General features: G+C 70.2%; 24 protein-coding genes and 11 pseudogenes. 24 read left to right on the top strand and 11 right to left on the bottom strand.

Annotation, left to right across the window (positions count from 1 at the left end):
• Both K7G60_RS22665 and K7G60_RS22660 read left to right on the top strand, forming a co-directional pair.
• A pseudogene (locus K7G60_RS22665) lies at positions 1-636 on the top strand (hypothetical protein); the annotation flags it as partial.
• Positions 637-664: 28 nt separating this feature from the next.
• Positions 665-1,027 (top strand): annotated as a pseudogene (locus K7G60_RS22660) (ATP-binding protein); the annotation flags it as partial.
• A 193-nt stretch (positions 1,028-1,220) separates the two neighbouring features.
• Here K7G60_RS22660 and K7G60_RS22655 read toward each other — a convergent pair.
• The 3 genes and pseudogenes from K7G60_RS22655 to K7G60_RS22645 form a co-directional block, all read right to left on the bottom strand.
• Positions 1,221-1,562 carry a VOC family protein gene (locus K7G60_RS22655; protein ID WP_225802756.1) on the bottom strand — a complete coding sequence of 114 codons (342 nt, stop codon included), beginning with the start codon at positions 1,560-1,562 and terminating at the stop codon, positions 1,221-1,223.
• 132 nt (positions 1,563-1,694) lie between these two features.
• A pseudogene (locus tag K7G60_RS22650) lies at positions 1,695-2,550 on the bottom strand (transposase); the annotation flags it as partial.
• Between the two features lie 612 nt (positions 2,551-3,162).
• The gene (locus K7G60_RS22645) at positions 3,163-3,678 is read right to left on the bottom strand and encodes a hypothetical protein (RefSeq protein ID WP_225802755.1); all 516 of its coding nucleotides are present in this window, start codon (positions 3,676-3,678) and stop codon (positions 3,163-3,165) included.
• A gap of 60 nt (positions 3,679-3,738) precedes the next feature.
• Here K7G60_RS22645 and K7G60_RS22640 point away from each other — a divergent pair.
• Positions 3,739-3,870, top strand: a pseudogene (locus K7G60_RS22640) (IS5/IS1182 family transposase); the annotation flags it as partial.
• 1,475 nt (positions 3,871-5,345) lie between these two features.
• On the opposite strand, the gene K7G60_RS22635 reads toward K7G60_RS22640, so the two are convergent.
• Complete coding sequence (locus K7G60_RS22635; RefSeq protein WP_225802754.1) at positions 5,346-5,624, bottom strand: GlsB/YeaQ/YmgE family stress response membrane protein; 279 nt, start codon at positions 5,622-5,624, stop codon at positions 5,346-5,348.
• Positions 5,625-5,882: 258 nt separating this feature from the next.
• Between K7G60_RS22635 and K7G60_RS22630 the strand changes: the two genes are divergently transcribed.
• The 11 genes from K7G60_RS22630 to K7G60_RS22580 all read left to right on the top strand — a co-directional run bounded on the left by K7G60_RS22630 (position 5,883) and on the right by K7G60_RS22580 (position 11,867).
• The gene (locus K7G60_RS22630) at positions 5,883-6,188 is read left to right on the top strand and encodes a gas vesicle protein (protein WP_225802753.1); all 306 of its coding nucleotides are present in this window, start codon (positions 5,883-5,885) and stop codon (positions 6,186-6,188) included.
• A 68-nt stretch (positions 6,189-6,256) separates the two neighbouring features.
• Positions 6,257-6,694, top strand: coding sequence for a gas vesicle structural protein GvpA (locus K7G60_RS22625; protein WP_225802752.1), 438 nt, complete (start codon positions 6,257-6,259; stop codon positions 6,692-6,694).
• 4 nt (positions 6,695-6,698) lie between these two features.
• Positions 6,699-7,412, top strand: a complete 714-nt coding sequence (locus K7G60_RS22620; RefSeq protein WP_225802751.1) for a GvpL/GvpF family gas vesicle protein — start codon at positions 6,699-6,701, stop codon at positions 7,410-7,412.
• Between the two features lie 10 nt (positions 7,413-7,422).
• Positions 7,423-7,680 (top strand): gas vesicle protein GvpG, encoded by a 258-nt coding sequence (locus K7G60_RS22615; protein WP_225802750.1) that lies wholly within the window; start codon positions 7,423-7,425, stop codon positions 7,678-7,680.
• A 51-nt stretch (positions 7,681-7,731) separates the two neighbouring features.
• Positions 7,732-8,304 carry a hypothetical protein gene (locus tag K7G60_RS22610; RefSeq protein WP_225802749.1) on the top strand — a complete coding sequence of 191 codons (573 nt, stop codon included), beginning with the start codon at positions 7,732-7,734 and terminating at the stop codon, positions 8,302-8,304.
• The gene (locus K7G60_RS22605) at positions 8,297-9,550 is read left to right on the top strand and encodes an SRPBCC family protein (RefSeq protein ID WP_225802748.1); all 1,254 of its coding nucleotides are present in this window, start codon (positions 8,297-8,299) and stop codon (positions 9,548-9,550) included. Before K7G60_RS22610 ends, K7G60_RS22605 begins: the two co-directional genes overlap by 8 nt.
• A gap of 32 nt (positions 9,551-9,582) precedes the next feature.
• The gene (locus K7G60_RS22600; RefSeq protein WP_225802747.1) at positions 9,583-10,020 is read left to right on the top strand and encodes a gas vesicle protein; all 438 of its coding nucleotides are present in this window, start codon (positions 9,583-9,585) and stop codon (positions 10,018-10,020) included.
• Complete coding sequence (locus tag K7G60_RS22595) at positions 10,017-10,868, top strand: GvpL/GvpF family gas vesicle protein (protein ID WP_225802746.1); 852 nt, start codon at positions 10,017-10,019, stop codon at positions 10,866-10,868. Before K7G60_RS22600 ends, K7G60_RS22595 begins: the two co-directional genes overlap by 4 nt.
• The gene (locus tag K7G60_RS22590; protein WP_225802745.1) at positions 10,865-11,080 is read left to right on the top strand and encodes a gas vesicle protein; all 216 of its coding nucleotides are present in this window, start codon (positions 10,865-10,867) and stop codon (positions 11,078-11,080) included. Before K7G60_RS22595 ends, K7G60_RS22590 begins: the two co-directional genes overlap by 4 nt.
• Positions 11,077-11,385: a gas vesicle protein K gene (locus K7G60_RS22585; RefSeq protein WP_374115664.1), complete on the top strand. Its 309-nt coding sequence runs from the start codon at positions 11,077-11,079 to the stop codon at positions 11,383-11,385. The genes K7G60_RS22590 and K7G60_RS22585 overlap by 4 nt, the downstream gene beginning before the upstream one ends.
• A gap of 50 nt (positions 11,386-11,435) precedes the next feature.
• Entirely contained in the window at positions 11,436-11,867 is a 432-nt protein-coding gene (locus tag K7G60_RS22580) for a hypothetical protein (protein WP_225802743.1), read from the top strand.
• A 439-nt stretch (positions 11,868-12,306) separates the two neighbouring features.
• On the opposite strand, the pseudogene K7G60_RS22575 reads toward K7G60_RS22580, so the two are convergent.
• Positions 12,307-12,450 (bottom strand): annotated as a pseudogene (locus K7G60_RS22575) (IS5/IS1182 family transposase); the annotation flags it as partial.
• A gap of 105 nt (positions 12,451-12,555) precedes the next feature.
• Positions 12,556-13,263 carry a restriction endonuclease gene (locus tag K7G60_RS22570; RefSeq protein WP_225802742.1) on the bottom strand — a complete coding sequence of 236 codons (708 nt, stop codon included), beginning with the start codon at positions 13,261-13,263 and terminating at the stop codon, positions 12,556-12,558.
• Positions 13,264-13,477: 214 nt separating this feature from the next.
• On the opposite strand from K7G60_RS22570, the pseudogene K7G60_RS22565 reads away from it, so the two are divergent.
• The 3 genes and pseudogenes from K7G60_RS22565 to K7G60_RS22555 all read left to right on the top strand — a co-directional run.
• A pseudogene (locus K7G60_RS22565) lies at positions 13,478-13,597 on the top strand (IS5/IS1182 family transposase); the annotation flags it as partial.
• Positions 13,598-13,747: 150 nt separating this feature from the next.
• Positions 13,748-15,061, top strand: coding sequence for an FAD-dependent monooxygenase (locus tag K7G60_RS22560; RefSeq protein WP_225802741.1), 1,314 nt, complete (start codon positions 13,748-13,750; stop codon positions 15,059-15,061).
• A gap of 13 nt (positions 15,062-15,074) precedes the next feature.
• Positions 15,075-15,302 (top strand): hypothetical protein, encoded by a 228-nt coding sequence (locus K7G60_RS22555; RefSeq protein ID WP_225802740.1) that lies wholly within the window; start codon positions 15,075-15,077, stop codon positions 15,300-15,302.
• Positions 15,303-15,336: 34 nt separating this feature from the next.
• Here the strand turns inward: K7G60_RS22555 and K7G60_RS22550 are convergent.
• The 3 genes and pseudogenes from K7G60_RS22550 to K7G60_RS22540 all read right to left on the bottom strand — a co-directional run.
• Positions 15,337-15,478 (bottom strand): annotated as a pseudogene (locus tag K7G60_RS22550) (IS5/IS1182 family transposase); the annotation flags it as partial.
• Positions 15,479-15,560: 82 nt separating this feature from the next.
• Positions 15,561-16,260: pseudogene (locus tag K7G60_RS22545) on the bottom strand (IS5 family transposase).
• Positions 16,261-16,348: 88 nt separating this feature from the next.
• Complete coding sequence (locus K7G60_RS22540; RefSeq protein ID WP_225802739.1) at positions 16,349-16,948, bottom strand: TetR/AcrR family transcriptional regulator; 600 nt, start codon at positions 16,946-16,948, stop codon at positions 16,349-16,351.
• A 71-nt stretch (positions 16,949-17,019) separates the two neighbouring features.
• Between K7G60_RS22540 and K7G60_RS22535 the strand changes: the two genes are divergently transcribed.
• A complete protein-coding gene (locus K7G60_RS22535; RefSeq protein ID WP_263986191.1) occupies positions 17,020-17,847 on the top strand; it encodes a class I SAM-dependent methyltransferase in 828 nt (275 codons plus the stop codon).
• Between the two features lie 156 nt (positions 17,848-18,003).
• Here K7G60_RS22535 and K7G60_RS39455 read toward each other — a convergent pair.
• A pseudogene (locus tag K7G60_RS39455) lies at positions 18,004-18,297 on the bottom strand (IS5/IS1182 family transposase); the annotation flags it as partial.
• A 208-nt stretch (positions 18,298-18,505) separates the two neighbouring features.
• On the opposite strand from K7G60_RS39455, the gene K7G60_RS22525 reads away from it, so the two are divergent.
• Positions 18,506-18,886, top strand: coding sequence for a hypothetical protein (locus K7G60_RS22525; RefSeq protein WP_225802737.1), 381 nt, complete (start codon positions 18,506-18,508; stop codon positions 18,884-18,886).
• A 393-nt stretch (positions 18,887-19,279) separates the two neighbouring features.
• Complete coding sequence (locus K7G60_RS22520) at positions 19,280-19,579, top strand: hypothetical protein (RefSeq protein ID WP_225802736.1); 300 nt, start codon at positions 19,280-19,282, stop codon at positions 19,577-19,579.
• A 338-nt stretch (positions 19,580-19,917) separates the two neighbouring features.
• On the opposite strand, the pseudogene K7G60_RS22515 reads toward K7G60_RS22520, so the two are convergent.
• Positions 19,918-20,480: pseudogene (locus tag K7G60_RS22515) on the bottom strand (SLC13 family permease); the annotation flags it as partial.
• Positions 20,481-20,696: 216 nt separating this feature from the next.
• Between K7G60_RS22515 and K7G60_RS22510 the strand changes: the two are divergent.
• The 4 genes and pseudogenes from K7G60_RS22510 (at position 20,697) to K7G60_RS22495 (ending at position 23,081) form a co-directional block, all read left to right on the top strand.
• Positions 20,697-21,413, top strand: coding sequence for a DUF2470 domain-containing protein (locus K7G60_RS22510; protein ID WP_225802735.1), 717 nt, complete (start codon positions 20,697-20,699; stop codon positions 21,411-21,413).
• 63 nt (positions 21,414-21,476) lie between these two features.
• Positions 21,477-21,689, top strand: a pseudogene (locus K7G60_RS22505) (winged helix-turn-helix domain-containing protein); the annotation flags it as partial.
• Between the two features lie 125 nt (positions 21,690-21,814).
• Positions 21,815-22,198 (top strand): transposase, encoded by a 384-nt coding sequence (locus tag K7G60_RS22500; RefSeq protein ID WP_374115663.1) that lies wholly within the window; start codon positions 21,815-21,817, stop codon positions 22,196-22,198.
• 4 nt (positions 22,199-22,202) lie between these two features.
• Positions 22,203-23,081: a hypothetical protein gene (locus K7G60_RS22495; RefSeq protein ID WP_225802734.1), complete on the top strand. Its 879-nt coding sequence runs from the start codon at positions 22,203-22,205 to the stop codon at positions 23,079-23,081.
• Positions 23,082-23,280 lie beyond the last annotated feature (199 nt).

The raw sequence follows: 23,280 nt of genomic DNA, 5'->3' as shown, positions 1-23,280 counted from the left end.
GGGCCGCTTCTTCCCCGAGGCCCACGAGCGCTTCCGGGCGGGGGCGGGGTCGCCGCCTGGGTGCCGATCCGCCTGGCCCGCGTGCGCCGCACCCATGGCGAGGTGATCGGAGTCCGGGCCCGCCGCGACCACGCTGCCCTCCGCCCGTTGCCGAGGCGGCCGTATGTGGTCGCCGACAGGCATCTGCCGTTTGTCGGCAGGGACTGCCTGGTTGCCTTCAAGGCTGGCCTGTATTCGTTGCCCGTCCGCCGGGTCAGGCCGCGGCAGCTGGTCGAGGTCCGCGCCGGAGTCGATACCCCCTCGCTGCGCCTACTGGCCGCGGACACCTCCGGCTCCACGCTTCTGGCCGTCCGTCCCCGGGCGAAGATCCGCGGCTCGTGGGTCGTGGACGAGACCCACTGGGATGGGCTGCCCGACGGGCACACGCGGGCCGTCACCACCACCGCCCCCGAACCCGCGGCGCCGCAGACCGCCGCAGCCGACAGCGGGACCCCGAGCGACTGGCTGGCCCGCACCCCGACGGCCCAGGTCACGGTCAGCCGCCGCACGCTGGCCGTCTACGAGTCGCTGACCTCCGTCACTCCCATCGTCCCACCGGCCGCGAAGAATCCGGTGGGCAGCAAGGTCACCGCATGAGCTCGGTCTGTCATTCGAAGGAGTACGCGTGAGCGGGTTGGTCACCGACCGGATCCGGGCCACCGCGGCCGAACTGGGCCTGCCCCACCTCGCCTGCAGTCTCGACCACCTCGTCAACCGCACGGACGCCGCTAAGACGGGCTGCCTCGACCTGCCGGACCTGACACTCTCCGAAGAGCTCGCGATCCGCGAGGACCGCCGCTTCCACCAGGGGCTGCGGCTGTCGAAGCTGCCGCACCACAAGACGCTGGACGAGTACGACTTCTCGTTCCAGCCCGACCTCGGTCCCCGAAAGATCAAGGACCTGGCCACCCTCACATTCGTCCAGAACAAGGCCAACGCTGCCCTGCTCGGCCCGCCGGGGGTCGGCAAGACACACATCGCCACTGCCACATCGTCCCGATCAACGGCAACAGCCACCGGCTGAAGAGCCACATCACCGCACTGAAAGACATGGCCATCACCGCCACCTGAGCGACCCTCACCCATCACCGCGAAGCCTGAGCCGCAACGGATCCGGTCTCGCGGTGATGCACGTTTCCGACAGGAACTGGCGAACCGCTACCAACGCGCTGTCTTCCGGGTCACCGACTGACGTACTCGAAAACGCCTCCGTCCGGGTGCCGCAAGACCGCCCGACGTCCGTTCGGCGTGACCGCAGGAGCGGCGATCACCTCAGCGCCCGCCGCCTCGCAGGCCGCGACCGCGGAGTCCAAGTCCGGGACGGACAAGGTGGCTGCCACCCCGGCGAACCGCTCCGCGACCTCCCCCGGCCCAGTGAATAGGAGAAAGGGGCCCGTGCTGGCCAGCTTCAGCCCCGCGAACTCAAACCGGACTGCCGACTCGCCAGTCAGCTCCTCATAGAAAAGCGCGGCCGATTCGAGGTCGTCCACACGCCGTCGCAGAACCACTGAGTCAATCGCCATGATCACATCATCGCAGCAGAGCGGCGCCCATTCGAGCGATCAGCACAAATCCCCTTGCTGATCAAGTGGCCCACCGCAGAACTCTGCACACGACCCCGTACTCAGCTCTGCATATGAACTCGTACGCCGACAGGTGTAGGCGGCGAGGACCAGCAAGGTCCAGCGGCCGGCCGCCCCGGGGGTGCGGATCTTCAGGCGGGCCCAGCCGAGGGTCTGCTTGAACAGGCGGAAGGTGTGCTCGATGTCGAAGCGCCGCAGGTGTGCCTGCCGGAGCCGGTTGGGGTCCGCTGCATCTGCGTCGGTGCCTGACCACCACAGCCGGACCGGCTTCGGGGTGGCACCGCTGGGCAGGTGCTCGATCGAGTGTCCGGGGTGCCCCGGGTGTCGGGCTGCCCGAAGACGAACTCGCCGCAGTGCCGGGCCGGTCGACCCCGGGTGTGAGGCTTCCGCGGCGGGGCCGGCCGGCGCAGGACACGGTCCGACCGCATCCGGGCCGGGACCTGCACGGGCAGGTCCCGCAGGAGGTGGGCCAGACGGGGTGCGTCGTATCCGGCGTCCGCGATGACGAGGACGTCCGGGGTACCGGTCTGCCGCTGACCTGCGGTGGTCAGTCGCTCGACCAGGTCACGCAGCTTCCGGGCGGTGACGGTGGCGGTGTCGTCCCCAGGTGCCAGACGCAGGGCATCCAGGGGTGCGGTCCACGAGCTGCGGCCGGGTTCCAGTGCGCAGACGATCGAGTAGGGCCAGCCGGGCACGGGGACGTGCTGGTCCTTGCCCCGGCCGTAGGTGTGGCAGAGGATCCGCTGTGTGAGGTGTGGGCGTCCGGCCGCAGCCCGCAGGTGGCGTCGACGGCGAGGACCAGCCGGCCGTCGGCGGCCCTCGGCAGCGGCATCGAGGCCAGGATGTGTCGCAGCCGGTCCGCGTCGACCCGGCCCTGGGCGAGGGCGGCGTAGAGCCCTCCGTGACCGCGGCGGTGTTCGCCCGCCAGTCGTGCTGGACGTGTGTTTTCCTTGGTCGGAGCACATGTTCAGACGAAGGCCGCTTCCGTGTAGGGCGGATGCCGAACCGGGTGATCAAGTACGACGCACCGTTCGAGGAACAGCTTCTACCGGCGGTGCAGAGACCCGGGCCCGCAACGAGTGGACCAGTCGCCAGCTGGCCAGAGCCGCTCTCCACTGGCCCGCACGACGACAAGCCTGTCGCCTTCGAAAGCGATTCGTTCGCCGGTGGCCAGGAAGAGCGGGCTCGCCAGCTCGAAGGCATACCCGTCGCCAGTCTCAAGGCCCCTCACCAATACCGACCGGGAGGTCGGGGTGGCTCCGTCAGCTACCAGGCGCATGCCGAAAAGATCCCACGCGGCTTCACGTCGTCTCGGCCCTCTTCAGCGGCTGGCCAACGACGCAGACGTTAAAGATCGAGTTAGGGGGCTGGAGCGTAAAGCCGTTCGCCCGACAACGGTCACGGCAAATGATCTCCGCGAATGCGCACCCTACGGGCGCGGGGCACGAGGCGAGGTTGGTCGGGCGCGTGGCATGACCGTGGCTAAGGGTTGTCCCGTAAACCCGAGGAGTTGCGCCACGGTCCTCTGGCCACGAGGGTCTCAGGCTTGGTCGTGGCTCACTGAGGCTCTGTGATCACGCTGCTGGGTGCTGGACGACTTCCGCCACTGATCCACCACGTCGTCCACTTCATCCAGGGCAGGATCGCGACTTCCGCTGGGCGCGTAGGCTGGTGACCGGTCAGCGCGTAGTGGCAGATGTGCGCAGTACCAGGCCCGGCGGGCACCGGCTATCTCTGCGATCGTGCCCGTGCGGAGGTAGCCGAGCAGTGCTGTCATGACCCTGCGGCGCCCGAATGCGTAGAGCGCCGGCTCGACGAACCAGCGACAGAAGCTTGGTTCCGGGTCGTAGACAGCAGCGGCCATCAGTGGCTCGAAAAACTCCTCAGAAAGGGTGGCGCGTTCCAGCAGTGGCCTTCGTGCGGCTCCGGCCAGGTGCCGCCCACGTCGGTCTTCGGACACGTCGGCCGCAGCCTCAAGGTCCAGCAGGCGGGCCACTTCGGCTGCGCATGCAAGGAATGTACGTGTGGATGCCTCGCGACGGTCACCTTCGCTCATGGCAGGATTCTCGACCACCGGCCCGAGCAGAAGAGGTCGCATGGGCGAGATGATCTCGATGTGGCTGGTGTGATCACGGCGTCGGAGCCGTCCTGGATAGCCCCGTTCTCCGGGCTGAGTCCGCGCGCCTTCGGGAGGCTGGTGACGGTGCTGCGTCGCGCAGGTGCGGACACGGTCCGCAAGGGCCGGCCGTGACGCAGGACTCCCGCCTCCGCGCCTCGCCATGCGCCCTGCAGCGCTTGAGTGACATCAAAGTCGCTGACCTCGTTCACGCGGCCGGCCGCCAAACGACTCCAGAAGAAGCCGACACAGCACGGGCGGATCCGGCCATCGGTGCCTACGGTAATCAAGCGGGGAGCGAAGAGCAGCACTGGCCGATTTCACAGATCCTCATCACCCGGAGCCGGCCTGCCGCCACCGGAAGGCCGGAAACGGGTTGTCGCCGGGGTCATGCAGGTCCATGGCGACCAAGCCCCCGGCGCGGGCGCCCATCCCCGGACCCGGTTACCGGAAAGCAGGCGGGACGACGGGGACGGTGAGAGCCGGGACGCTGCGGGCGGGGCCGGCCGATCCGGCGGCACGGACGGGGGATGAGCGCGGCGTGTCCTCGGACAGGGGTAAGGACGGGCAGCGTCACGCCCCGCCGGCAAAGGGACGGTCGACGGGGCGTGGGCGAAAGCGGGTGGCCGGTCGGTCCGCCCGGCCCTCGCGCACGCCTGGAGGGGGCCGAGGACCGGACGGGGCGACCGGGATGGGACAGCGGTTGGGGAAGCGGTGCACGGTCGGGTCCGGGGTGTCGTCGCCGGGCGGCGTGGGCGCGGGCAGGATGGCGTGGAGGTGGAGCTCCGAGCTGAACACCGGCACAGCCGGAACGTGGTGGTGAATGACGGGGCGGAAGGTCGGGCCGCGCAGGGCGAGGATGCTGCGAGTATCCCGATGACGGTGGCGAGTGTGGCGGCCAGGAGGCGGCCGCCGACCGGGGAGGCGGACCACGACCCAGATGCCGGAAGGCCCCACAAGGTCCACGGGGCGCGGGCGTCACTGATGCGCGGGAATCTTCCGATCAGGCCGAACGGACCAGTGGTCCGCCACGGGGTGTGGACGGTCGCGGCGGATGTCCTCCCACGCGCCATGCAGGACACCACCCCGGTCTCGGGCGCGGCTCCACCGGGCACCGGCGGCGGCCAGGCGGGCCCGCGCGTTGTTCTCCGGGTACGGCTTCGAGGCCGGGAGTTCGAGGGCGTGGTTCGGCCCGGTCTGCATGGCTGAGTGTGTTCCTCCGTGACGGGGCGGTGGTGCCGGGGCTGGGGCCGGTGCCGGGCGGCCTGTCCCGCTCTCGTCCTGCCGGCCGCCACGGGGCGGGGAACGAGAGCCGGCCGGAGCGACCCGAGCCGGGCGGTCATCGGTTGCTGATGCGGCCGAAAAAGCCGTGGGCGGTCTGCTCGGTCTGTTTGGTGTGCGTGGTGTGCTGGGTGACGTGGGCGAGTCCCTGACGGACGATCCGGTCCTGTACGGGAAGTGGAAGGCTACGGGTGGGCGGGACCGTCGACCGTACGCGTCACCCCGTCCGCGTGCCCGCCCGACGAGCCGTACCCGGTCCCCAGCCGCCCCATGCCCCACGTACGGGCCGACGCCCCGCCCGAGGCTGACTGAACGAGCTGCGGGCCTCAGCGCCCGGGAGGGCGGACGTCGCCCAGGACGCGGTCCAGGGCCGCCACCCCGAGTGCGGAGAGCGCGACCTGGACCAGGCACTCCGTCCAGTCGACGCCACGGGTGTCCGACAGGCCCAGGAGCGCCGTGACCAACGATCCGACCAGCGCCGCGGCGATTCCCACGACAAGCGTCCAAAGGACGCCTATGTGTTGTCTGCCGGGCAGGACGAGACGGCCCAGCAGGCCGACCGCGACGCCGATGACCAGGGCGCTGAGGAATCCCGAAATCGTCACAACTTCCCTTTCGCCGAGGCCCGATGGGTTCCGCGCCCGCCTACCCGCGCAAAGGCGGGGCATTCGAGCGCGGAAACCACGGGAGTGGAAGTCGTGAGACCGCGGGAGCAAAAGCAGTGAGGTGTCACCTCCCGTTCGGCGAATCGGCCGCGATCACGCATACGTTCGGATCGCAGGGGCACGCGAACCGCAGGCGCACTCGGCGGTCGGGGTGTTTCCCCGACCGGTTTCCAGAGGTACGAAGGCGAGATCAGGAACATGACCGACGACAGGAAAAGCGGAACGGCCGACGCCGCCGCCGGCGGGCGCTGCGACATCGCCACCGTCATGCGCCGCGCCTCCGGCCAGCTCGCGGACCTGCTCCAGTGCGAGCCGGGATCCGTATCGGCGGTGAAGGGCACCGGAGAGGGCTGGTCCGCGGACGTGGAAGTGGTCGAACTCGCGAAGGTCCCCGACACCATGAGCGTCATGGCGACCTATCACGTCGAACTCGACGCCGAAGGGCGACTCGTCGCCTACGAACGCGTTCGCCGTTACGCGAGGGGGCAGATCGACCGCCGCTGAAACCAGAGGGTGACCCGCGGGTTCCCGGCCGTCGCCGGCCCCGTGCGATCACCGGAAGGAGATTCATCGTGACACTCGTTCAGCAGAGCAATCCCACCACCAGTGGAAGTGGTTCGGGAAATCTCTACGACGTTCTCGAACTCATCCTTGACCGGGGCCTCGTGATCGACGCGTTCGTCCGCGTCTCCCTGGTCGGCATCGAAATCCTCAAGGTCGACGTCCGGGTGGTCGTCGCCAGCGTCGACACGTACCTGCGGTTCGCGGAGGCGTGCAACCGCCTCGACCTGGAATCCGGACGCAAGGCGCCCACCCAGCTCACCGACATCGTCGGCGAGATGACCGAGAGCGGCGCCAAGGGCAAGTCCAAAGGAGCGCTGAGCGGCGCCGTGGAGGCCTTCACGGACACGCTGCAGGGCAAGCGCGACGAGTCCGAGGAGGAGTCCGGCAAGCGCCCGGCCCGCAAGTCGACGACCGGCCGCCAGACGGCCCGGAAGCGAGAGGAGTGACCCGTTGCCCACGTACGTCTACGCCATCACCGACGCCACGCACCCCCTGCGCCTGGACGGTCTGCGAGGAGTCGGCGATCCGCCGTCACCGCTGCGCACCGTCCGCACCGACACCCTGACGGCCGTCGTGAGCGACGCGCCTCCCGGCCTGCGCGCCAAGCGTCGCGACGTCATGGCCCATCAGAACGTCCTGGAGTCGCTCATGTCCGACGGAGCGACCCTGCCGATGCGCTTCGGCCTGCTCGGCCCCGACGACGAGCGCGTCGCCGAAGTCCTGGACCACGAGGGACCGGCGTACCGGCAGCGGCTCGCCGAGCTCGACGGCCACGTCGAGTACCACCTCAAGGCCGGCAGGGACGAGGACGACATGCTCCGCGCGGTCCTCGCCGACTCCGCGCAGGCCCGGGAGCTCAACGAGCGCACCCGCGGCGGCTCCGGCACCCACGAGGACCGGGTCGCGCTGGGGGAGCTCGTCTCGCGCGAGGTCGCGGCCCGGGGCGAACGGGAGGCCGAGGAGATCGTGACCCGGCTGGGCGAGGCGGCCACCCGTTCCTCCGTCGCCGACGTCGGCGGCAACCACTTCCTCAACGCCTCGTTCCTGGTCCCGGCCGAGCACACGGACGAGTTCGTCCGGGCCGTGCGGGCCGAGGCCGACCGGCGCGGGGACGCGTACGACTTCACCCTCACGGGCCCTCTGCCGCCGTACAGCTTCGTCTGAGGGAGCGGACATGGGCCTCATCACCGGCGTTCTGACCCTCCCGCTGGCTCCCGTCCGCGGCACCGCCTGGGTACTCGACCAGGTGATCCTCGCCGCGGAGCGGGAGCACTACGACCCCGAGCGGGTGCGCGGGGAGCTGGCGGCGCTCGAACAGGAGCTGACGAGCGGCCGCATCGACGCCGACGAGTTCGACCGCCGCGAGGACGAGCTCCTCGACCGGCTCGAAGAGGCCGAGGACTACTGGCAGGGCTCGCGGAACGGACGCTGAGTCCATGCCGACGACGGACCACCGACCGGGGGAGGACGAGGTGCACAGGAGATGACGAAGAACGTCAGGATAGGCGCGGCCCTGGTAGGGGGATACCTGCTGGGAAGGACCAGAAAGGCCAGACTGGCCCTGGGATTCGGTCTGTTCCTCGCCGGCAGACGACTCGACCTCGACCCCCGTCGGATCGGCCGGGCCCTGGCCGCGTCGCCGCTCGTCGGCGGCCTGAACGACCAGGTGCGCAAGGAGCTGGTGGAGGCCACGAAGTCCGCGGCGACGGAGGCGCTCACCAAGCGGGCGGAAGGTCTCGCCGACTCCCTGAACCGGCGCACACGGGCTCTCGGCGGGTCCGGCGAGGCCCTCGGGGACGAGCGGGACGAGGAGGCCCCTGAGGACGACCCGGAGGAGCGGGACGAGCCTGATGCGTCGGACGAGCGTGACGACGGCGAAAAGGGGAAGCCGAGGCGGGCCGCCCGGAGCCAGGCACCCGCCAAGAAGGCCACGGGGCGGGCGAAGCCCGCCGACGGCACGGGCAAGCCGGCCGCCACGGCCCGCAAACGGACCGCCGCCAAGAAGACCGCGACCCCGGCCGGCCGCAGGACCCGAGGCGGTGGTGACCGTGGGTGACTCGGCACTGGGCAGGCTGAAGGGCGAGTTGGCCGACCACCCCGCCACCGACCGGCTCAAGGAAGAGCTCCACGCTTATCTGCGCGCCCGGGCCGAGCGCACCGTGACACGGTTCGGAGAGCGCCTGGGCGAGGGCGTCGCCAAGCTGGCGGAGCCCGGAGCGGGCACGGGCGGTGCGGTCGAGAGCCTGGCCAAGGGCGGCCAGGCCCTCCGCGAGGGCAGGTCGCCCGCGCAGGCGGCCGTGACCGCCGGCGTCTCCCACCTCAAGGACACCGTGAAGGACAAGGTCAAGGGCCTGTTCGGCAAGGGCCGCAAGTCGGGTGGCGGCAAGGCCCGGAGCGTGACGATCGTCGAGGACATCGACGTCGGCGTGCCCGTGCGCGAGGCGTACGACCAGTGGACGCAGTTCCAGGAGTTCAGCACCTTCGCCAAGGGCGTCGTGAGCGTCGAGAAGGCCGACGACACGACGAGCAACTGGAAGGTGAAGGTCGCCAAGTCCACGCGGAGCTGGCAGGCGAACGTCACGGAGCAGGTGCCGGACGAGCGCATCATGTGGACCACGGAGGGCGCCAAGGGCACCGTCAAGGGGGTGGTGACCTTCCACCCCCTCACCGACGACCTCACACGAGTGCTGTTGGTGCTCGAATACTTCCCGAAAGGGCTCTTCGAGAAGACCGGCAACATCTGGCGCGCCCAGGGGCGTCGGGCGCGACTCGACCTCAAGCTCTACCGCAAGTTCATCATGATGCGCGGCGAGGCCACGGACGGCTGGCGCGGGGAGATCCGCGACGGCGAGGTCGTGGTCGGGCACGACGAGGCGATCGAGGAGGAGCGGGAAGCCGCCGAAGAGCAGGAGGAGACCGGCGCCGAGGACGGCCTCGAGGACGACTTCGAGGACGACTTCGAGGACGCCGACGACCCGGACGACCCCGATGAATCGGGCGAGTCCGGTGACGCCGACGAGGACGCGGCGGACGAGTACGAGACGGGTGACGACGCGGCGGCCGAGTACGAAGAGCCCGAAGGCGAAGAGCCCGACGACGAAGAGCCCGACGACGAAGAGCCCGAAGGCGACGAGCCCGACGACGAAGAGCCCGAAGGCGACGAGCCCGACGACGAAGAGCCCGACGACGAGTACATCGACGAGAGCGAGGCCGAGGAGGACGACGAGCTCCCCGACGAGCCTGACGAGGAGCCCGGGCCCGCCCGTCGCTCCCGGCGTCGCACCGCGGCCTCCGCTCGCTGACCGACACCGCAGCACAGGACAGGGGAGACATCGTGTCCGATTCACTGGCCGGCCGCATGCCGGGCTCTCCGCGAGCCGCACCGGCTTACGGGGCGCAGGGCCCGTCCGCGAACCTCGCGGACATCCTCGAGAGGGTGCTCGACAAGGGCATCGTCATCGCGGGCGACATCCAGATCAACCTGCTCGACATCGAACTGCTGACGATCAAGCTGCGCCTCCTGGTCGCGTCCGTCGACAAGGCGAAGGAGATGGGCATCGACTGGTGGGAGCACGATCCCTCGCTCTCCTCCCGGGCCAGACCCGCCGGGTCCGTGGCGGGCGCTCCGGCCGCCGGGGGCGAGTCACCGGCCGAGGAGAACGAGCGGCTGCGGGCCGAGCTGGCCCAGCTGAAGGCGGCGGCCGGAATATCCGGCCACTCGTCCGACGCGGCGCATGCTCCCCGGCAGGAGGAAGAGGAGGAGACACGGTGAACCCCGACTCGCGGCCCCGCCGGACGGACGAGCCCCTCGACGCCGCTGAGGAGATGTCGTACGTCTACGCCCTCGGCCGTGTCGACGAGCCCGCCCTGCGGGATGCCGTCGCCCGCCTCGCCGGTGTCGACGGAGGGGCTCTGCGGCTGGTCGAATCCGCCGGCCTCGCGGCGGTGGTGTCCTCCGTTCCGTCCGATGCGTTCGGGGAACAGGGGCTGCGCACGCAGCTGGAGGACATGGCCAGACTGGAGGCGGTCGCACGGGCTCACCACGCGGTGGTCGACGCCGTGTTCGCGGGGGCGACCGTCCTGCCCCTGCGGCTGGCGACCGTGTACCTGGACGATGCCCGGGTGGCCGGGATGCTCACCGCAGGACGCGTCCGCTTCCTGGACCTGCTGGCCCGCCTGGACGGCCATGTGGAACTCGGCGTGAAGGTGTACGCGGACGCGGGCGTGGCGGCACCGCCGGAGGCGGAGGTGGTTGCGGAGAGCCCCGGGCGCGCCTACCTCCAGCGGCGCCGGGCTCAGCGCCGCAGCACCCAGGATCTCTACCGTGCCGCCGCGGGTGTCGCCGAGGAGGCGGCCCGGGTGGCGGAGGGGCTCTCCCGCGCGCGGGTCGTCCACCGGCCGCAGCAGGGCGGACTGGCCCCCGCCCGGGGGGAGAACATCGCGAACGAGGCGTATCTCGTGCCCGTGGGCGAAGCCGGCCGGTTCATGACCGCGCTCGGTGGGTCCGCCGACGCCACCCCGGGCGTGCGCGTCGAGGTGACGGGCCCGTGGGCCCCGTACTCGTTCGCCACGGTGACCGAGGGGGACCGGTACGGGACGGAGGAGGGTGGGGAGCGATGAACGGCACGCGGATCGCAGGCGGCGACGTCACCGCCGCCGATTCCCTCACCGGACCGCCCGTCGCCCTGATCGACCTCCTGGACCGGCTTCTGAACGGGGGAGCGGTGCTCACCGGCGACCTCGTCCTGTCCGTCGCGGACATCGACCTGGTCCACATCAACCTGCGCGCGGTGATCCGGTCCGTCACGGGAGAGGAGCCGGCGCCGTGGTGAGCCGGGACAGCGAGGTCTCCGCGGTGGCCCGGCGTCTGGGGACGGACCCGGACACGGTGGAACGGGACCTCGTCAAACTCGTCCTGACCATCGTCGAGCTGCTCCGGCAGCTGATGGAGCGCACCGCCGTGCACCGGGTCGACCGAGGAGACCTGACGGAGGACCAGGAGGAGCGCATCGGGCTGACCTTGATGATCCTGCAGGAGCGCATGGAGGAACTCTGCGACAGGTACGGCCTGTCGATGGACGACCTCAATCTGGATCTGGGGCCCCTGGGATCCCTGCTCCCCCGGAACGGCGACTGAGTCGGCCAGGGACCTGTGTCATTTCACACGGAACGGCAAGGAGGAATGTCATGACTGACGAGAGCGACAACACCAAGAATTCCGATACCGCGAACGCCAAGAAGACGGCCGGAGGCAAGACCGTCACCGCGGCCCGGCGGCGGACCGCGAAGCGCGCCTCCGCCGCGGAGAAGGCGAGCGGATCGGCAGGGGCGCGGAGCGCCGGGAAGTCGGCCGGCGAGGCCACGGAGCGCGCCGGCCGGGCGGTGGCCGGCGGACTCCAGAGCGGCCGGGAGCTGGTGACGGCCAACGTCGGCAAGGCGGCCACCGTGGCCGCCACGGCCTGGACGACCGTCAAGCACCGCAAGGCCGTGGCCGCCGGTGCGGCGGCCGGCGTCGCCGGTGTCGCCGGCGCCGCGTTCGCCATCGGCCGGTCCACGGCCAAGCCCCTGACCGGTCCGCTGACGGGTCCCCTGACCCGTCTCGCACGCGGCCGGATCTGAGTCGACAGGCGGCGCGGGCGGCAGCGCCCGCGCGGCCGTGGGGCACGGTGGTCCGCCCGGCAGGACCGGGCGGACCACCGTGCCCGCCGATCGCCTCGGGAATCCGGCCCGATGGGCTCGCCGCTCGGGACCTGCCGAGCGGGAGAAGGGGAAGAGGCTCCGGTCCTGGTCCTCGGACCATCGCCGGGCGCCGTGTGCCACGGTTGCAAGGCCGGTCCAGGAGCGTCCACCAGATCCACCGCAGGCGCGTTTTCCCATCGGGGCGGAGGTCGCGGGCGCGGCTGTCAGCGGTGCGGGTTCTCGGTGCCGGTGTCGTCGTTCGTGGCGGCGTCGAGCAGTTCGGGGAGGTCGGTGCCTTCGGGTCGCGCTGGTCGATCCACCACCCTGCGCGGGTGATCGTGCGGACCTTGTCCTCCAGGACGGTCCGGTCCGCCTCGTCCCAGGTGCCCTCGCCGACCAGGAGGCAGATGATCGCGGCGCACGGCGTCTCATCAGACGTGTCCTGTGTCCCGCCGCGCTGCGGCCGCACCCGAGAGAGCGGGATCAACGGCTTCGCGATCTTCCGCGGCCCGTCCGGAACAATCGCACTCCACGTGCCCGCTCCATGACGACCCCAAGGATCGCCTCACCACATAGGACATGGTCCAAGTTGCTGATTCCCAGCTGCTACGCCCGCCGGGAGGACCTCCTACTCGTATGTTTCCTTCCAGCGCACCCGATGCCGTCGGTCTCCTTGTCCCAGGCCGTTCACCGCACCGAGTGACAGCAGCGATGCCCCGTTGTTCCACAGCCCGAGATGATCGCGGTGGACAGCGAGGATGTCGTTCTCCATGGCGAACTTCTCAGCCGGCCCGCTGAAGTACGTCGTGGCCACGAAGATCGCCACGTCGACCTTGAAGTGCACCCTCGCGCCGAGCAGGTCCCGGATCTCCCTGCTGGGGATCTTGCTCTTGGGCGTGTACCGCTTGCACTGGATCACCATGCTCCGCCCATCGGGAAGGACCCCCAGGACGTCGGCCCCGTTGTCGTGAGAGCCGCCGACCCGCCGAACCCCGGTGCATCCGTCTCGCCGGCACAGGTCCACGACGAAGTCCTCGAACTCCGTCCCCGTCATCGCGTCGACCTCGGCCGGCGTCCGGTGGCCGGCCTTCACGGCCTCGTCATGCCGCCACTGCCGATCACCGCCCCGGACGGACCGATCGGTGCGCCACAACCACCACCCACCGCCGGCGACGCCTCCGAGAACGAGCGCACTCACGAGACAGGGCCAGATCACACTCCAGAAGGCCACCACCAGCACGACGACGCTCACGACCCCGGCGATGACGCCGACCCGGAGTCGTCTCTCTCGACGCTTCCGAGCCGCTGTTCCTCGACGCTTCCGTGCCGCTGCCATGGCGCCCCTCCCTCGTCCGAAGCAGCAGTCTCAGGAAGAGTGAGGTGCCCGAGGAGGGCGCGGTTCGGCCAATGGCCGGTCTCGTTGCCTGAGCTCCCAACCGGTGGATGACCGGCGGATGTCGTACGGCGCTGACTGGGACACGACACAATCGGATCGCACGCCTACCGGCTCGCACGCCTACCGGCTCGCACGCCTACCGGCTCGCAAGGACTACGGCATACCCGAGCTGCGGAAATGGCTCCGCGGTAGACGTGTGGGCGTCCCTGTCGCACGCAAGGGCATCGAGTCCAGTCAACGGCTCGGGCGCCGCAGGTGGGTGATCGGGCGGACCTGCCAGAGCTGCGGGTCCAGGGCTTCGACCCGCGGCAGATCCGTGGTGCGCGCGCGGTAGTGTCCTGATCGGCCGGTGCCAAGCACCGCGTCGGCAACGAGCGAACGAGCGTTCGAGGACTCGGCGGTTGAGCTGAGGTGGGGGGTTCACGTGAAGCGGGCCATCGTCATGGGCGGGAGCTACGCCGGACTCTTCGCCGCCCGGGTGCTGAGCGACTACGCCGAGGACGTCGTGGTGATGGAGCCCGACCTCATAGGGGACGACGGGCTCGGTCGTCGGACCCCGCAGCGGCACCAGCTCCATGCCCTGCTGGCCATGGGGCACACGCAGCTGGAGCGGTGGTTCCCCGGGATCACCGACGAGCTGGTGAAGGGCGGCGCCCTCCTCGGCGAGGGAGACGACGTGCGGTTCTATCTGGACGGGCGGCTGAAGGCCCCGGTGGCAGAGGCGCGCATGTTCGGGGCCACCCGGCCGTTTTTGGAGAGCCACCTGCGGCGCCGGGTCGCCGCCGTCGAGAACGTGCGGTTCTGTCAGGCGCAGGCCACCGGCCTCGTGCTCCGGGGTGACGGTGTGGCCGGCGTGACCACGGCGGCCCCCGAGGCCGAGGGCGGTGAGACGTTCGACGCCGAGTTCGTGGTCGACGCGATGGGACGGAACAGCCCGCTGGAGGACTGGCTCGCCGAGCACGGCTGGGACACGGCGCCTGTCGACCGCATGAGGATCGACCTCGGATACGCCACCGCAGCCTTCCGCCGCGGCGACGAGCTGGGCAGCACGGTCATCGCCCACTCCAGCCCGGGGCCCGCCAGCGACTACCAGCCCACGCTCACGGAGCCCGGTGCCCTGGCCGCGGTGGAGGGCGACCGCTGGTCGGTCGTCCTGGCCGGCTACGCCGACCACCGTCCCGGGCCCGACCGCGAGGAGTTCCTCCGGCGGATGCGCCGCTGCGTCGACCCCATCCGGACGGTGGCGGACGTCTCCGAGATGATCGGCGAGGTCAAGACGTACCGCTTCGTCGAAAGCCGCCGACGGGTGCACTCCCGCCTGAACCGCTTCCCGGGCGGCCTCGTCGTCGTGGGAGACGCGCTGGCCAGCGTCAATCCGGTCTACGGCCAGGGCCTGACGCTGTCGGCGCTGGCGGCCAACGCCCTCGGCGCCTACCTGCGCTCCGCCCCCTCTCCGCGGGATCCGGCCTGGGCCTATTTCCGCCTCGCCGAAGCCGTCGTGGAAGGCGCCTGGCAGCTCTCCACGGCCGCCGACCTCGCGCAGCCCCACGTCACCGGCCCGTACCCCCGCGGCTACCGCGTACAGAAATGGGTCGCCGACCGGCTCGCCGAGGCGTCCGTCCGCGATTCCGCCGTGAACGCCCAGTACATGGGAGTCGTGAACATGCAACTGCCGCCGAAGGCCCTGACCAACCCCCGATTCCTTGCCCGGGCCGCCCGCGTGCTGCTCAGCAGCTGAGGAGGCCGAGCATGTGGCAACGCGTCCTCGACCGCGCGGGCATCCGGAAGCCTGCCGGGGGTACACGGCGCAGCGCCGTCCGGCGCTGCGGTTCGCCCCGGCCGAGTACCTGACGGCACGGCTGCTGTTGCCCGCACCGCTCCAGCCCGATGTCATCGCCCTGGTCGCCTTCATGCACGAGACCGGCGACCGGTTCGACCGCGGGCGCCGCCTTGAGCGCGAGGAAGCGTTGCAGCGATGACAGGAACTCACGCAGGCCGGCCGGGAATGCCGCGATGGGCCAGTGCGGTACTTCCAGGCGATGGCCTCCAATGTTCGGCAGTGATCGGCCCACCGCCGACCGCGGACCGGATCGGCCGGCATCGGCGGCTCGATCCGGTCCCACACCGCATCAGCGATCACCGATCGGACGGACACAACTGATCAACGGCCAGCTGCTGAAAAGCGACGGGGGTCTTGCCGGCTGACGAGTCGGCTCGACTACGCGGCCTCCGGCCGCTCAGAGGTCCTGACAAGGGCGTTGGGCGTGTCGGTGGGTGATGAGGCAGCTGGCGAGGCCGAGGAAGGCTTCGTGGATGTCGTCGCGTCGTTCCCATCGGACGCGCAGGCGCCGGAAGCCGTGCAGCCAGGCGATGGTCCGCTCGACGACCCGGCGGTGAACACCCAGGCCGGAGCCGTGCGGGATGCCTCAGCGGACGATCACCGGTTTGATGCCCTGGGCCCGGACCAGGCGGCGGTACTTGTCGTGGTCGTGGCTCCGGTCGGCCGACCAGGCCGGCGACGGCGGGGACCTCGGCGAGCAGGGGCATCAGTTGGGTGATGTCGTTGTGGTTTCCGCCGGTCAGCGACACCGCGAGCGGAATGCCCTGTCCGTCGACCAGGACGTGGTGTTTGCTGCCCGGCCGTGCGCGGTCGACCGGGCTGGGCCCGCTTCGGGGCCTCTGCGGGCGGCCCGGACGTGGCTGGAGTCGATCACCGCCCGCGACCAGTCGAGCTGCTAGGCCGAGCGCAGCTTCTTGAGCAGGACCAGGTGCACCGAGCTCCTGGGGCAGGTACTCCCACGGGATGCCGGTGTGGAGCACGAACAGGATCCCGCACAGAGCCTGTCGGTCAGGAACCCGCGGCCGCCCCGTCACCGGCTTCGGCGCCGGGACCGGCAACAACGGCTCGACGAGCAGCCACAATTCGTCCGGCACGATCCACGGCCGAGCGTCCCTCTCCGCCGCGAACCGGCCGACGCCCACCCAAGCCGACAGTCGCGTGATCAACAGTTTCTGTTGGGACCTCTTACCACAGCGGTTCTCGCTCAACGCCGGCGATGACTGCGGTGACGACTTTGCGGACGTCTCCGTCTCCTGGTGGGGTGCCTTGTCGGTCGGCGAACAGCATGTGCGCGGCTCCGATGAGAGTGGGAGCGAGCGTGTCGACGTCAGCGTCCGCAGCGATGCGGCCGAGCTCACGCTCGGCAGCGAGGTAGGAGGCGATCGCGGTCGCGGCATCGGTCAGGATCGGGACGCCTGCGGGCCTGACCTCGCGCAGTCGGGCGCGCAAGGCGTCCCGGGAGGTGACGAGGCTGACGGCGGCCACCGCAACCGATTCGAACAGCTCCAGCAATGCCTGGGTCAGGTTGTGGGTGATGGTGCCGGTTCCGGCGGACTTGCGCAGGACGGCGGCCTGGTCGTCGATCCGGGCGATGCGGTCCAGGACGAGCTCGGCGAGGAAGGCGTCGAAATCGGCGAAGTGTCGGTGCAGGACCCCCTTGGCGCAGCCCGCCTCCGTGGTGACCGCCCGGCTGGTGAGCGCGCTCGGCCCGTCCCGGAGCAGAACACGCTCGGCGGCGTCGAACAGTTGGCCGCGCACGTCGCGGATGGCTACTCCCGTGGGCACCGTGCATCTCCTTGTTCTAGGTCAGCCCATTCGGGTTGACGAGTGGGCATGTGCCCACTAATAGTGGGCACATGCCCACTCTACCGCCGGGGCGAGCTCCTCGCCCCGAACGCGCATCCCATGAAAACCGACAGGTGGCAGAGTCGTTCGGCTCGGACGCCGAGCGCTACGACCGGGCTCGGCCCAGCTATCCCCAAGCACTGGTGGACCGGATCGTCGCCGCCAGCCCCGGCCCCGATGTCCTCGACGTCGGCTGTGGCACCGGCATCGTGGCCCGGCAGTTGGAAGCGGCCGGATTCCGGGCGCTGGGCGTCGACGTCGACGCCCGGATGGCCGACCTGGCACGCCGGCGCGGACTCGACGTCGAGGTGGCGGCGTTCGAGGCCTGGGATCCGGCAGGCCGAAAGTTCGACGCCGTCGTTTCCGGACAGACCTGGCACTGGGTGGACCCGGTCGCCGGAGCCGCCAAAGCGGCACAGGTCCTGCGTCCCCGCGGTCTGCTGGCCCTCTTTTGGAACGCGGGCCAACCCTTGCCCCAAGTGGCGGAAGCCTTCGCCGAGGTCTACCGCCGGGTGATGCCCGACTCGCTCGCCGAACGTCAATGGACGGTGCCGGCCGTGGACGGCTACACGGCACTGTGCGCCAAGGCGGCCGACGGCATACGGCAGGTGGGCGGGTTCGTCGCCCCCGAGCAGTGGCGGTTCGACTGGGAACGGGCCTATACGCGGGACGAGTGGCTGGATCAGCTACCCACCCAGGGCGCCTTCACCCGGCTTCCGCCGGCCAAGCTGGAGAAGGTGCTGGCCGGCGTCGGCGCCGCCATCGACGCCGCAGGAGGAAGCTTCAGGATGCGTTACGCCACCGTGGCAGTCACCACGATGCGAACCGACACCCCCTGACCCGCATCCACGGTCCGTCCCTTGCTCCCTGATAAGGACCTCCGCAGTCGACCCCAAAGCTCTGCCCTTCGGCGTGGGGCTTGAGGCCGCAGCCGTCGACGAAGCGGGCGCTGCCGTCGCCGACCTCGGCCAGGTCGTGTTCAAGACCGTGTCCCATGTGGTCAGGCGCAGGAGCCGCTTGTAGCGGCAGATGGCTGCGGCGAGGCCGAGAAACGCCAGGTAGCTGCGAGGGTTGTGCTCGTAGCGGTGGGCGAGCCGGCGTTATCCGGTCAGCCAGGAGATGGTCCCCTCGATCACCCGCCGGTGCCGGCCCAGGCACTCCTTCGACTCGGTGCCTCTGCGGGCGATGCGGGGCGTGATACGCGTGCGGCGGAGCCGTCGACGCAGGTCAGGGACGGCGTAGGCCTTGTCGGCGTGGAGTTTGCCCGGGTGGAAGTAATGGTCGCGGTTGCCTGGACATCTCCTGCTGAATTCGGATCCTTTTGTGGCGAGCATCGATTACCCGTCGAGTCGAAGCGCGGTAGGGGTCACAAAGGCGGGCTCGTTGTCGCAAAGAGCGGTAGCGTCCTCCCGTCGTGCGAGGCAGGTGTAGCCGTGGAAAGTCCCGCCTGGGACCTTCAGCGTTTGACGAGGAGATCAGATGGTCTACACAGAACCCATGGCTCGAGCCGTCGTGGAACCGGCCGTACGCGAGCTGATGCACCAGTGCGCTGACGGCCAGGAGCCCTCCACGACGGTCACCTTCCGCGGAGACGGCTTCAACATGTGTGCCCACGTCCGGGCACGTCTGACGGCACCCGGACGGATCAAGGTCGCGCTGGCCTGCTGGGTCGTCAACATGGACACAGCCCGCTACTTCGGCAGCAACCCACCGAGTGAGGACGAAACGCACCTGCCTCCAGAGGGCACAGCCGCACCGGACGAGTCACTCACCAGCCGCGTGATCGGCCACCTGGCCACCCGTATGAACGCTCTCGATATGCCGCAACCCGACTACGACGGACATCTCGCGATCACCGTCCCCCTCACCTCCCCGTAGCAGCCGATCAGAGACGGCTGCGTCTGGGACAACAACCCTGCTGTCCGGACCGCTGGTGCCGAACAGCCTGCCGGTTCGGCGACAACTGCGGTGCCTTGCCGCCACGGAGGCACAGTTCGGTCATCCCTGCCGATGACAAGCAGCGTGCCGGCTTTCTCCACGAGAACGGGTTCTGGCACGACTTCCGTACAGCGGACGCGGTGAGTGACGGATGCGCACGTCCACATCCGAGTCGGCCACGGTGTCGCCCGGCCCGCCGGGCGGCGCACTCGGGCTATGGCTGGAACGCGATCACTCATCCGCAGGACTTCGGCATACACGGCCGGTAGCCGGACAAGCCTTGCCTCGGCCGACGACGTCGGCCGAGCGATCCCCTAGATCAGGAAGTCAGCGATGAGCTTCATTCAGACCGGCAAGATCGACCTGAAGTCCGACAACGCGATCGAGACGGCCGGCGGCAACACGTCGACCTTCACCCGCGTCACGTTCCCCACCCCGTTCCCGCCCGGCTCCAGCGTCGTCGTTCTGCCCCTGACCCAGACCTTCAACGGTCCGGAGACGCCCGGCATCCGCATCCACGACGTCACCACCACCGGCTTCTTGATCCGTCTGAACGAGGTGTACGCCGGCGCCACCAAGAGCGACGGGAAGCACACCACCGAGACCATCGGCTGGCTCGCCGCAACCGTCTGATCCCGCTCCCGTCGGCCGGGCACCCCCGGCCGACGGGGCCGCGGTCGGCCACGGACCGCATCTGCGACGAACGCCGCATGCCTGAAAGGCCGTAAGAACCGGCCGTCGCGGATGGCGGGCGCTGCCGGTACGACGCATCGGGCGGACACCTGGTTTCATCGGTGGCCGCCCCCACGCGACGGCCCGGCGGCGCAGCCCGTAAATTCCTTCACGGCGCCTCACCGACGCCGCCACCGGGCTCCAGTCGGCCACTGCCGAAGTGAGCCGCACAGCGGCTGGACAGGCCCCTGGCCGGGCTGGGACCCGAACACGCGCAGTCGTTACTCACCGTGGCTGCTGAACGGAAGCTGTGCCAGAACCCGTCCTCGTGGACGAAGCCAGGCGGCGGCGAACGCGAGCAGGTTCGTCAAGTTCGACACCAACAGGAGCGGTTCGACACCAACAGGAGCAGCGAGGCGGTGTTCGACAGGTGGGCGCTCGCGTAGACGTGGGGCTTCGCCGGATGCCCATCCGGACGACGGTGGTGAAGACCACCGGGGTCAGCAGGACCACGGTGACGTCCAGGCTCTCAGTGCCGCCGTGACCGTGGAGGCGAGCACGAAGACCGCTCTGAGCGGGCGCCGTAGCCACTGCGCCGGCCGGGTCCCGTAGGCGTGGAAGAGCCCCTCGTCGTCGTACAGATTGGCGAGCACCACGACCGCGGCCAGGAAACCGATCACCGGCCCGAGCCGAGCGGCCTCGTCCCGTACGACGGCCATCGGGATTGCCCCGACGGCGACACGACAGCGGCGGGCCCCGCGAAGGCGGCCTCCGGCCGGCGGAAGGGACGAACCACGGCGCACACCAGCCCCACGACCAGAGCGGCGACGGACAGGAACTCCAACAGCATGGCCCCGATCATCCCGGCGGGTCATCGCGAGGAAGCGGCGCCCCTTGCGGGGACAGCGCGGAGGCAGGCCGTGCCCTCCAGCCGTTCATGTGGCGTGCGTCATGTTCCGCTCTCACCGTCTGGGCAAGACGCAAGCGAGAAGTAAGGTTAGCCTTACCTCATTCGGAGGGGCGTGGGCGCGCCGACGGATGGAGGCCGCCGATTCAGTCTGTCCCGCATGGAGGCCCGTTGAGTACCCACGTCACCGTCGCCGCTCCCCGGCCGACCGCAGCGGAGCATGTGCGCACCGTTCTCTCGCGCGCGATCTCACTGTCCCTCACGACCGCCGGACGGGACTACGACCTGATCGGCATGCACTCCGTCGGCACCGACGGCACCATCACGCTCCACCCTCAAGCCGGCAGCCTGCTGGCCCAGCAGATCGCCGAGGCGTCGGACGGCGGTCTGGCCGCCCTGCTGGAGTTCACCGACATCGCCCCGACCGCGGTCCGCAACCGCGTACGGGCGAGGGTCACGGTCTCCGGGCGGCTCACCCCGACGGACGGCGACGAGCTGCGGCTGGACTCCGCGCGCGTCCGGCTGGGCACTCCGGGGGGAACGGTGGACATCGACCCGGAGGAGTTCGCCTTCACGCAGGCCGATCCCCTCGCCGTCGAGGAAGCCGCCGTGCTGACCCATCTCGTCGACTCGCACGGCGAATTGACGGAGCAGCTGCTGGACCTTGCCGGGTCCCAGGTCCCCGGCGGTATCGTCCGGGCCGTCCCGTACGCCCTGGACCGACACTCGATCACGCTTCGCTGCGAGTACGCGGTCGGCCACTGCGACGTCCGTCTGCTGTTCCCGGCGCCGGCCCGCGACGCTGCCGAGGCGGGCGAGCGGATCCGGCAGTTGCTCACCGAGCCGTGTCACTGCCCGAACCACTCCCGCACAGACCCCCGCTCCTGACAGCGGCACCACCCATCCACTCCACGACCCCCTGGGGGAATCGACATGGGGCACGGCTGGCAGGGTGCACTGTTCCACGTGAGCTACACCGTGGAGGGCACGTGGCTGCTGCTGAAGCGGCACGGCTGGTCCTGGCAGCAGCCGGCTCGGCGGGCGATCGAGCGTGACGACGCGGCGGTCGAGGTCTGGAAGAAGGAGACCTGGCCGCGGGTAAGGGCACCGCGGCGGCGTGTGACGGCTGGATCGTCTTCGAGGACGAAGCCGGGCAGTCGATGACGCCGCCGCGCGCGAGAAGCCGGGGACGCAAGGGCTCAACGCCAGTGGTCCGGGTCCGCGGCCGGGGCTCGGGCCGGGTGTCCATGGCCGGGTTGACCTGCTACAGGCCGGGGAAGCGGTCCCGGATGTTCTACTCGGTCCGCGAGTACCGGGGCCGCAAGGGTGAGCCGAAGGACATCGGCTGGCGCGACCTGTGCGGCCTGATGGTCACAGCGCACATCCAGCTCGGCGGCCCGATCGTGCTGGTCTGGGACGACCTGCGCATGCACCTGGTCGAGGCGATGCGCCGATTCATCGCCGACCACGCGGACTGGCGCACCGTCTTCCGACTTCCGGGTTACGCACCGGACCTGAGCCCGCAAGAGGGCATCTGGTCGCTGGTCAAACGCGACATCGGCAACCTCGCCGCAGCCGGGCCTCGGCCAGATCACTCGCGCCGTCGAACGCAGGCTCAAGCAGATCCAGTACCGTCCGGACCTGGCCGACGGCCTCCCGCCCGGTCATCCTGACCCAATGGGAGAGAGAGCCAACGTCATCGTGGTCCGCGAGAACGGGACACACGAGTTGTACCGGACCGGCTGGGCGGTCGGAATCGACCTCGATCTGCTGGAAGGGCCGACGCCGGTTCTCGCCATGCTTCCCGGGCTCCGCCAGGACGGCTGGTGGTTGGACGACACCATGGCCCAGGGCGGGATACTGCTCGACCTCGGCCGGAAGGTGCTCCTGTTCTTCGCCTGGGAGGGGCCCAGCACTGAACTCCGCCACCGCGCGGCCGTGTTCGGGCTGATCCGAGCCGCGTGGCCGGGCTGGGAGGTCCGCTGGCTGTACGACGGCTCGGCCGAACTGCGTGAGTACGTCGGGCTGGACCCGGAGTACGTCCGCTGCCGCGATTCGGAGCCCTCTTTGGCCCCGCTCCTCGCCCCCGACGAAGAGGACTTGGCCGGGCCGGACCCGGGCGGTGTGGTGATCACGGTCAGCACCGGCCGCTGCCACGTCGCCTCTGACGCCTTCGACCACCCTGTCCGCGAGGGCGCCGCCCTGCTCGACCGCCTGGCAGACGCCCCCGGGCACGGAGGCTGCCGCCTGCACGTCAACTCCGGCATCCACCTCGACCCGGAACGTCGCCATCTGGGCTGGTGGTCCCTCTACTCCTCGCCGCGGGCCTACCAAGTACCAGAGTTGTGGCCGGGCTGGACGGTGGAGTTCTGGCAGGACGACTGGGAACGGCACGTCAGAGCCAGCGACCGCTTCTCTCCGGCGGCGTTCGACGCCGGAGAGGAAGCCAGAGCCGCGGTGCTCGCCGAGGCCGGGGAGCGCCGGGCTCTCCGGGCCCGCAACCGCGCCCGGGCCACCCGTCTACGGACCGCACCGGCTCGACCCCGGGTGGGATGACCGCAACCGGCCTGATCATGGACGACCGGCCGACATCACGCATTCAAGCTCAGCAGCGGACGAAGCCGGGGGCAAGGTCAAAACTGTGTCCGGCCCGGACCTGGGCGGCTGTGAGGAGCCCGGCTCGAAGAGCCGTCGCGCCTTCATCCGACCCGAAGAAGCCTGCTTCGGGCCGGTGACCGTGAGGCCCTGGCCGCGA

The organism is Streptomyces sp. NK15101 (assembly GCF_020400725.1).
GTDB lineage: Bacteria > Actinomycetota > Actinomycetes > Streptomycetales > Streptomycetaceae > Streptomyces.
The sequence above is the reverse complement of the archived record's forward strand: the minus strand, read 5'-3'. Positions and strand labels throughout refer to the sequence as shown.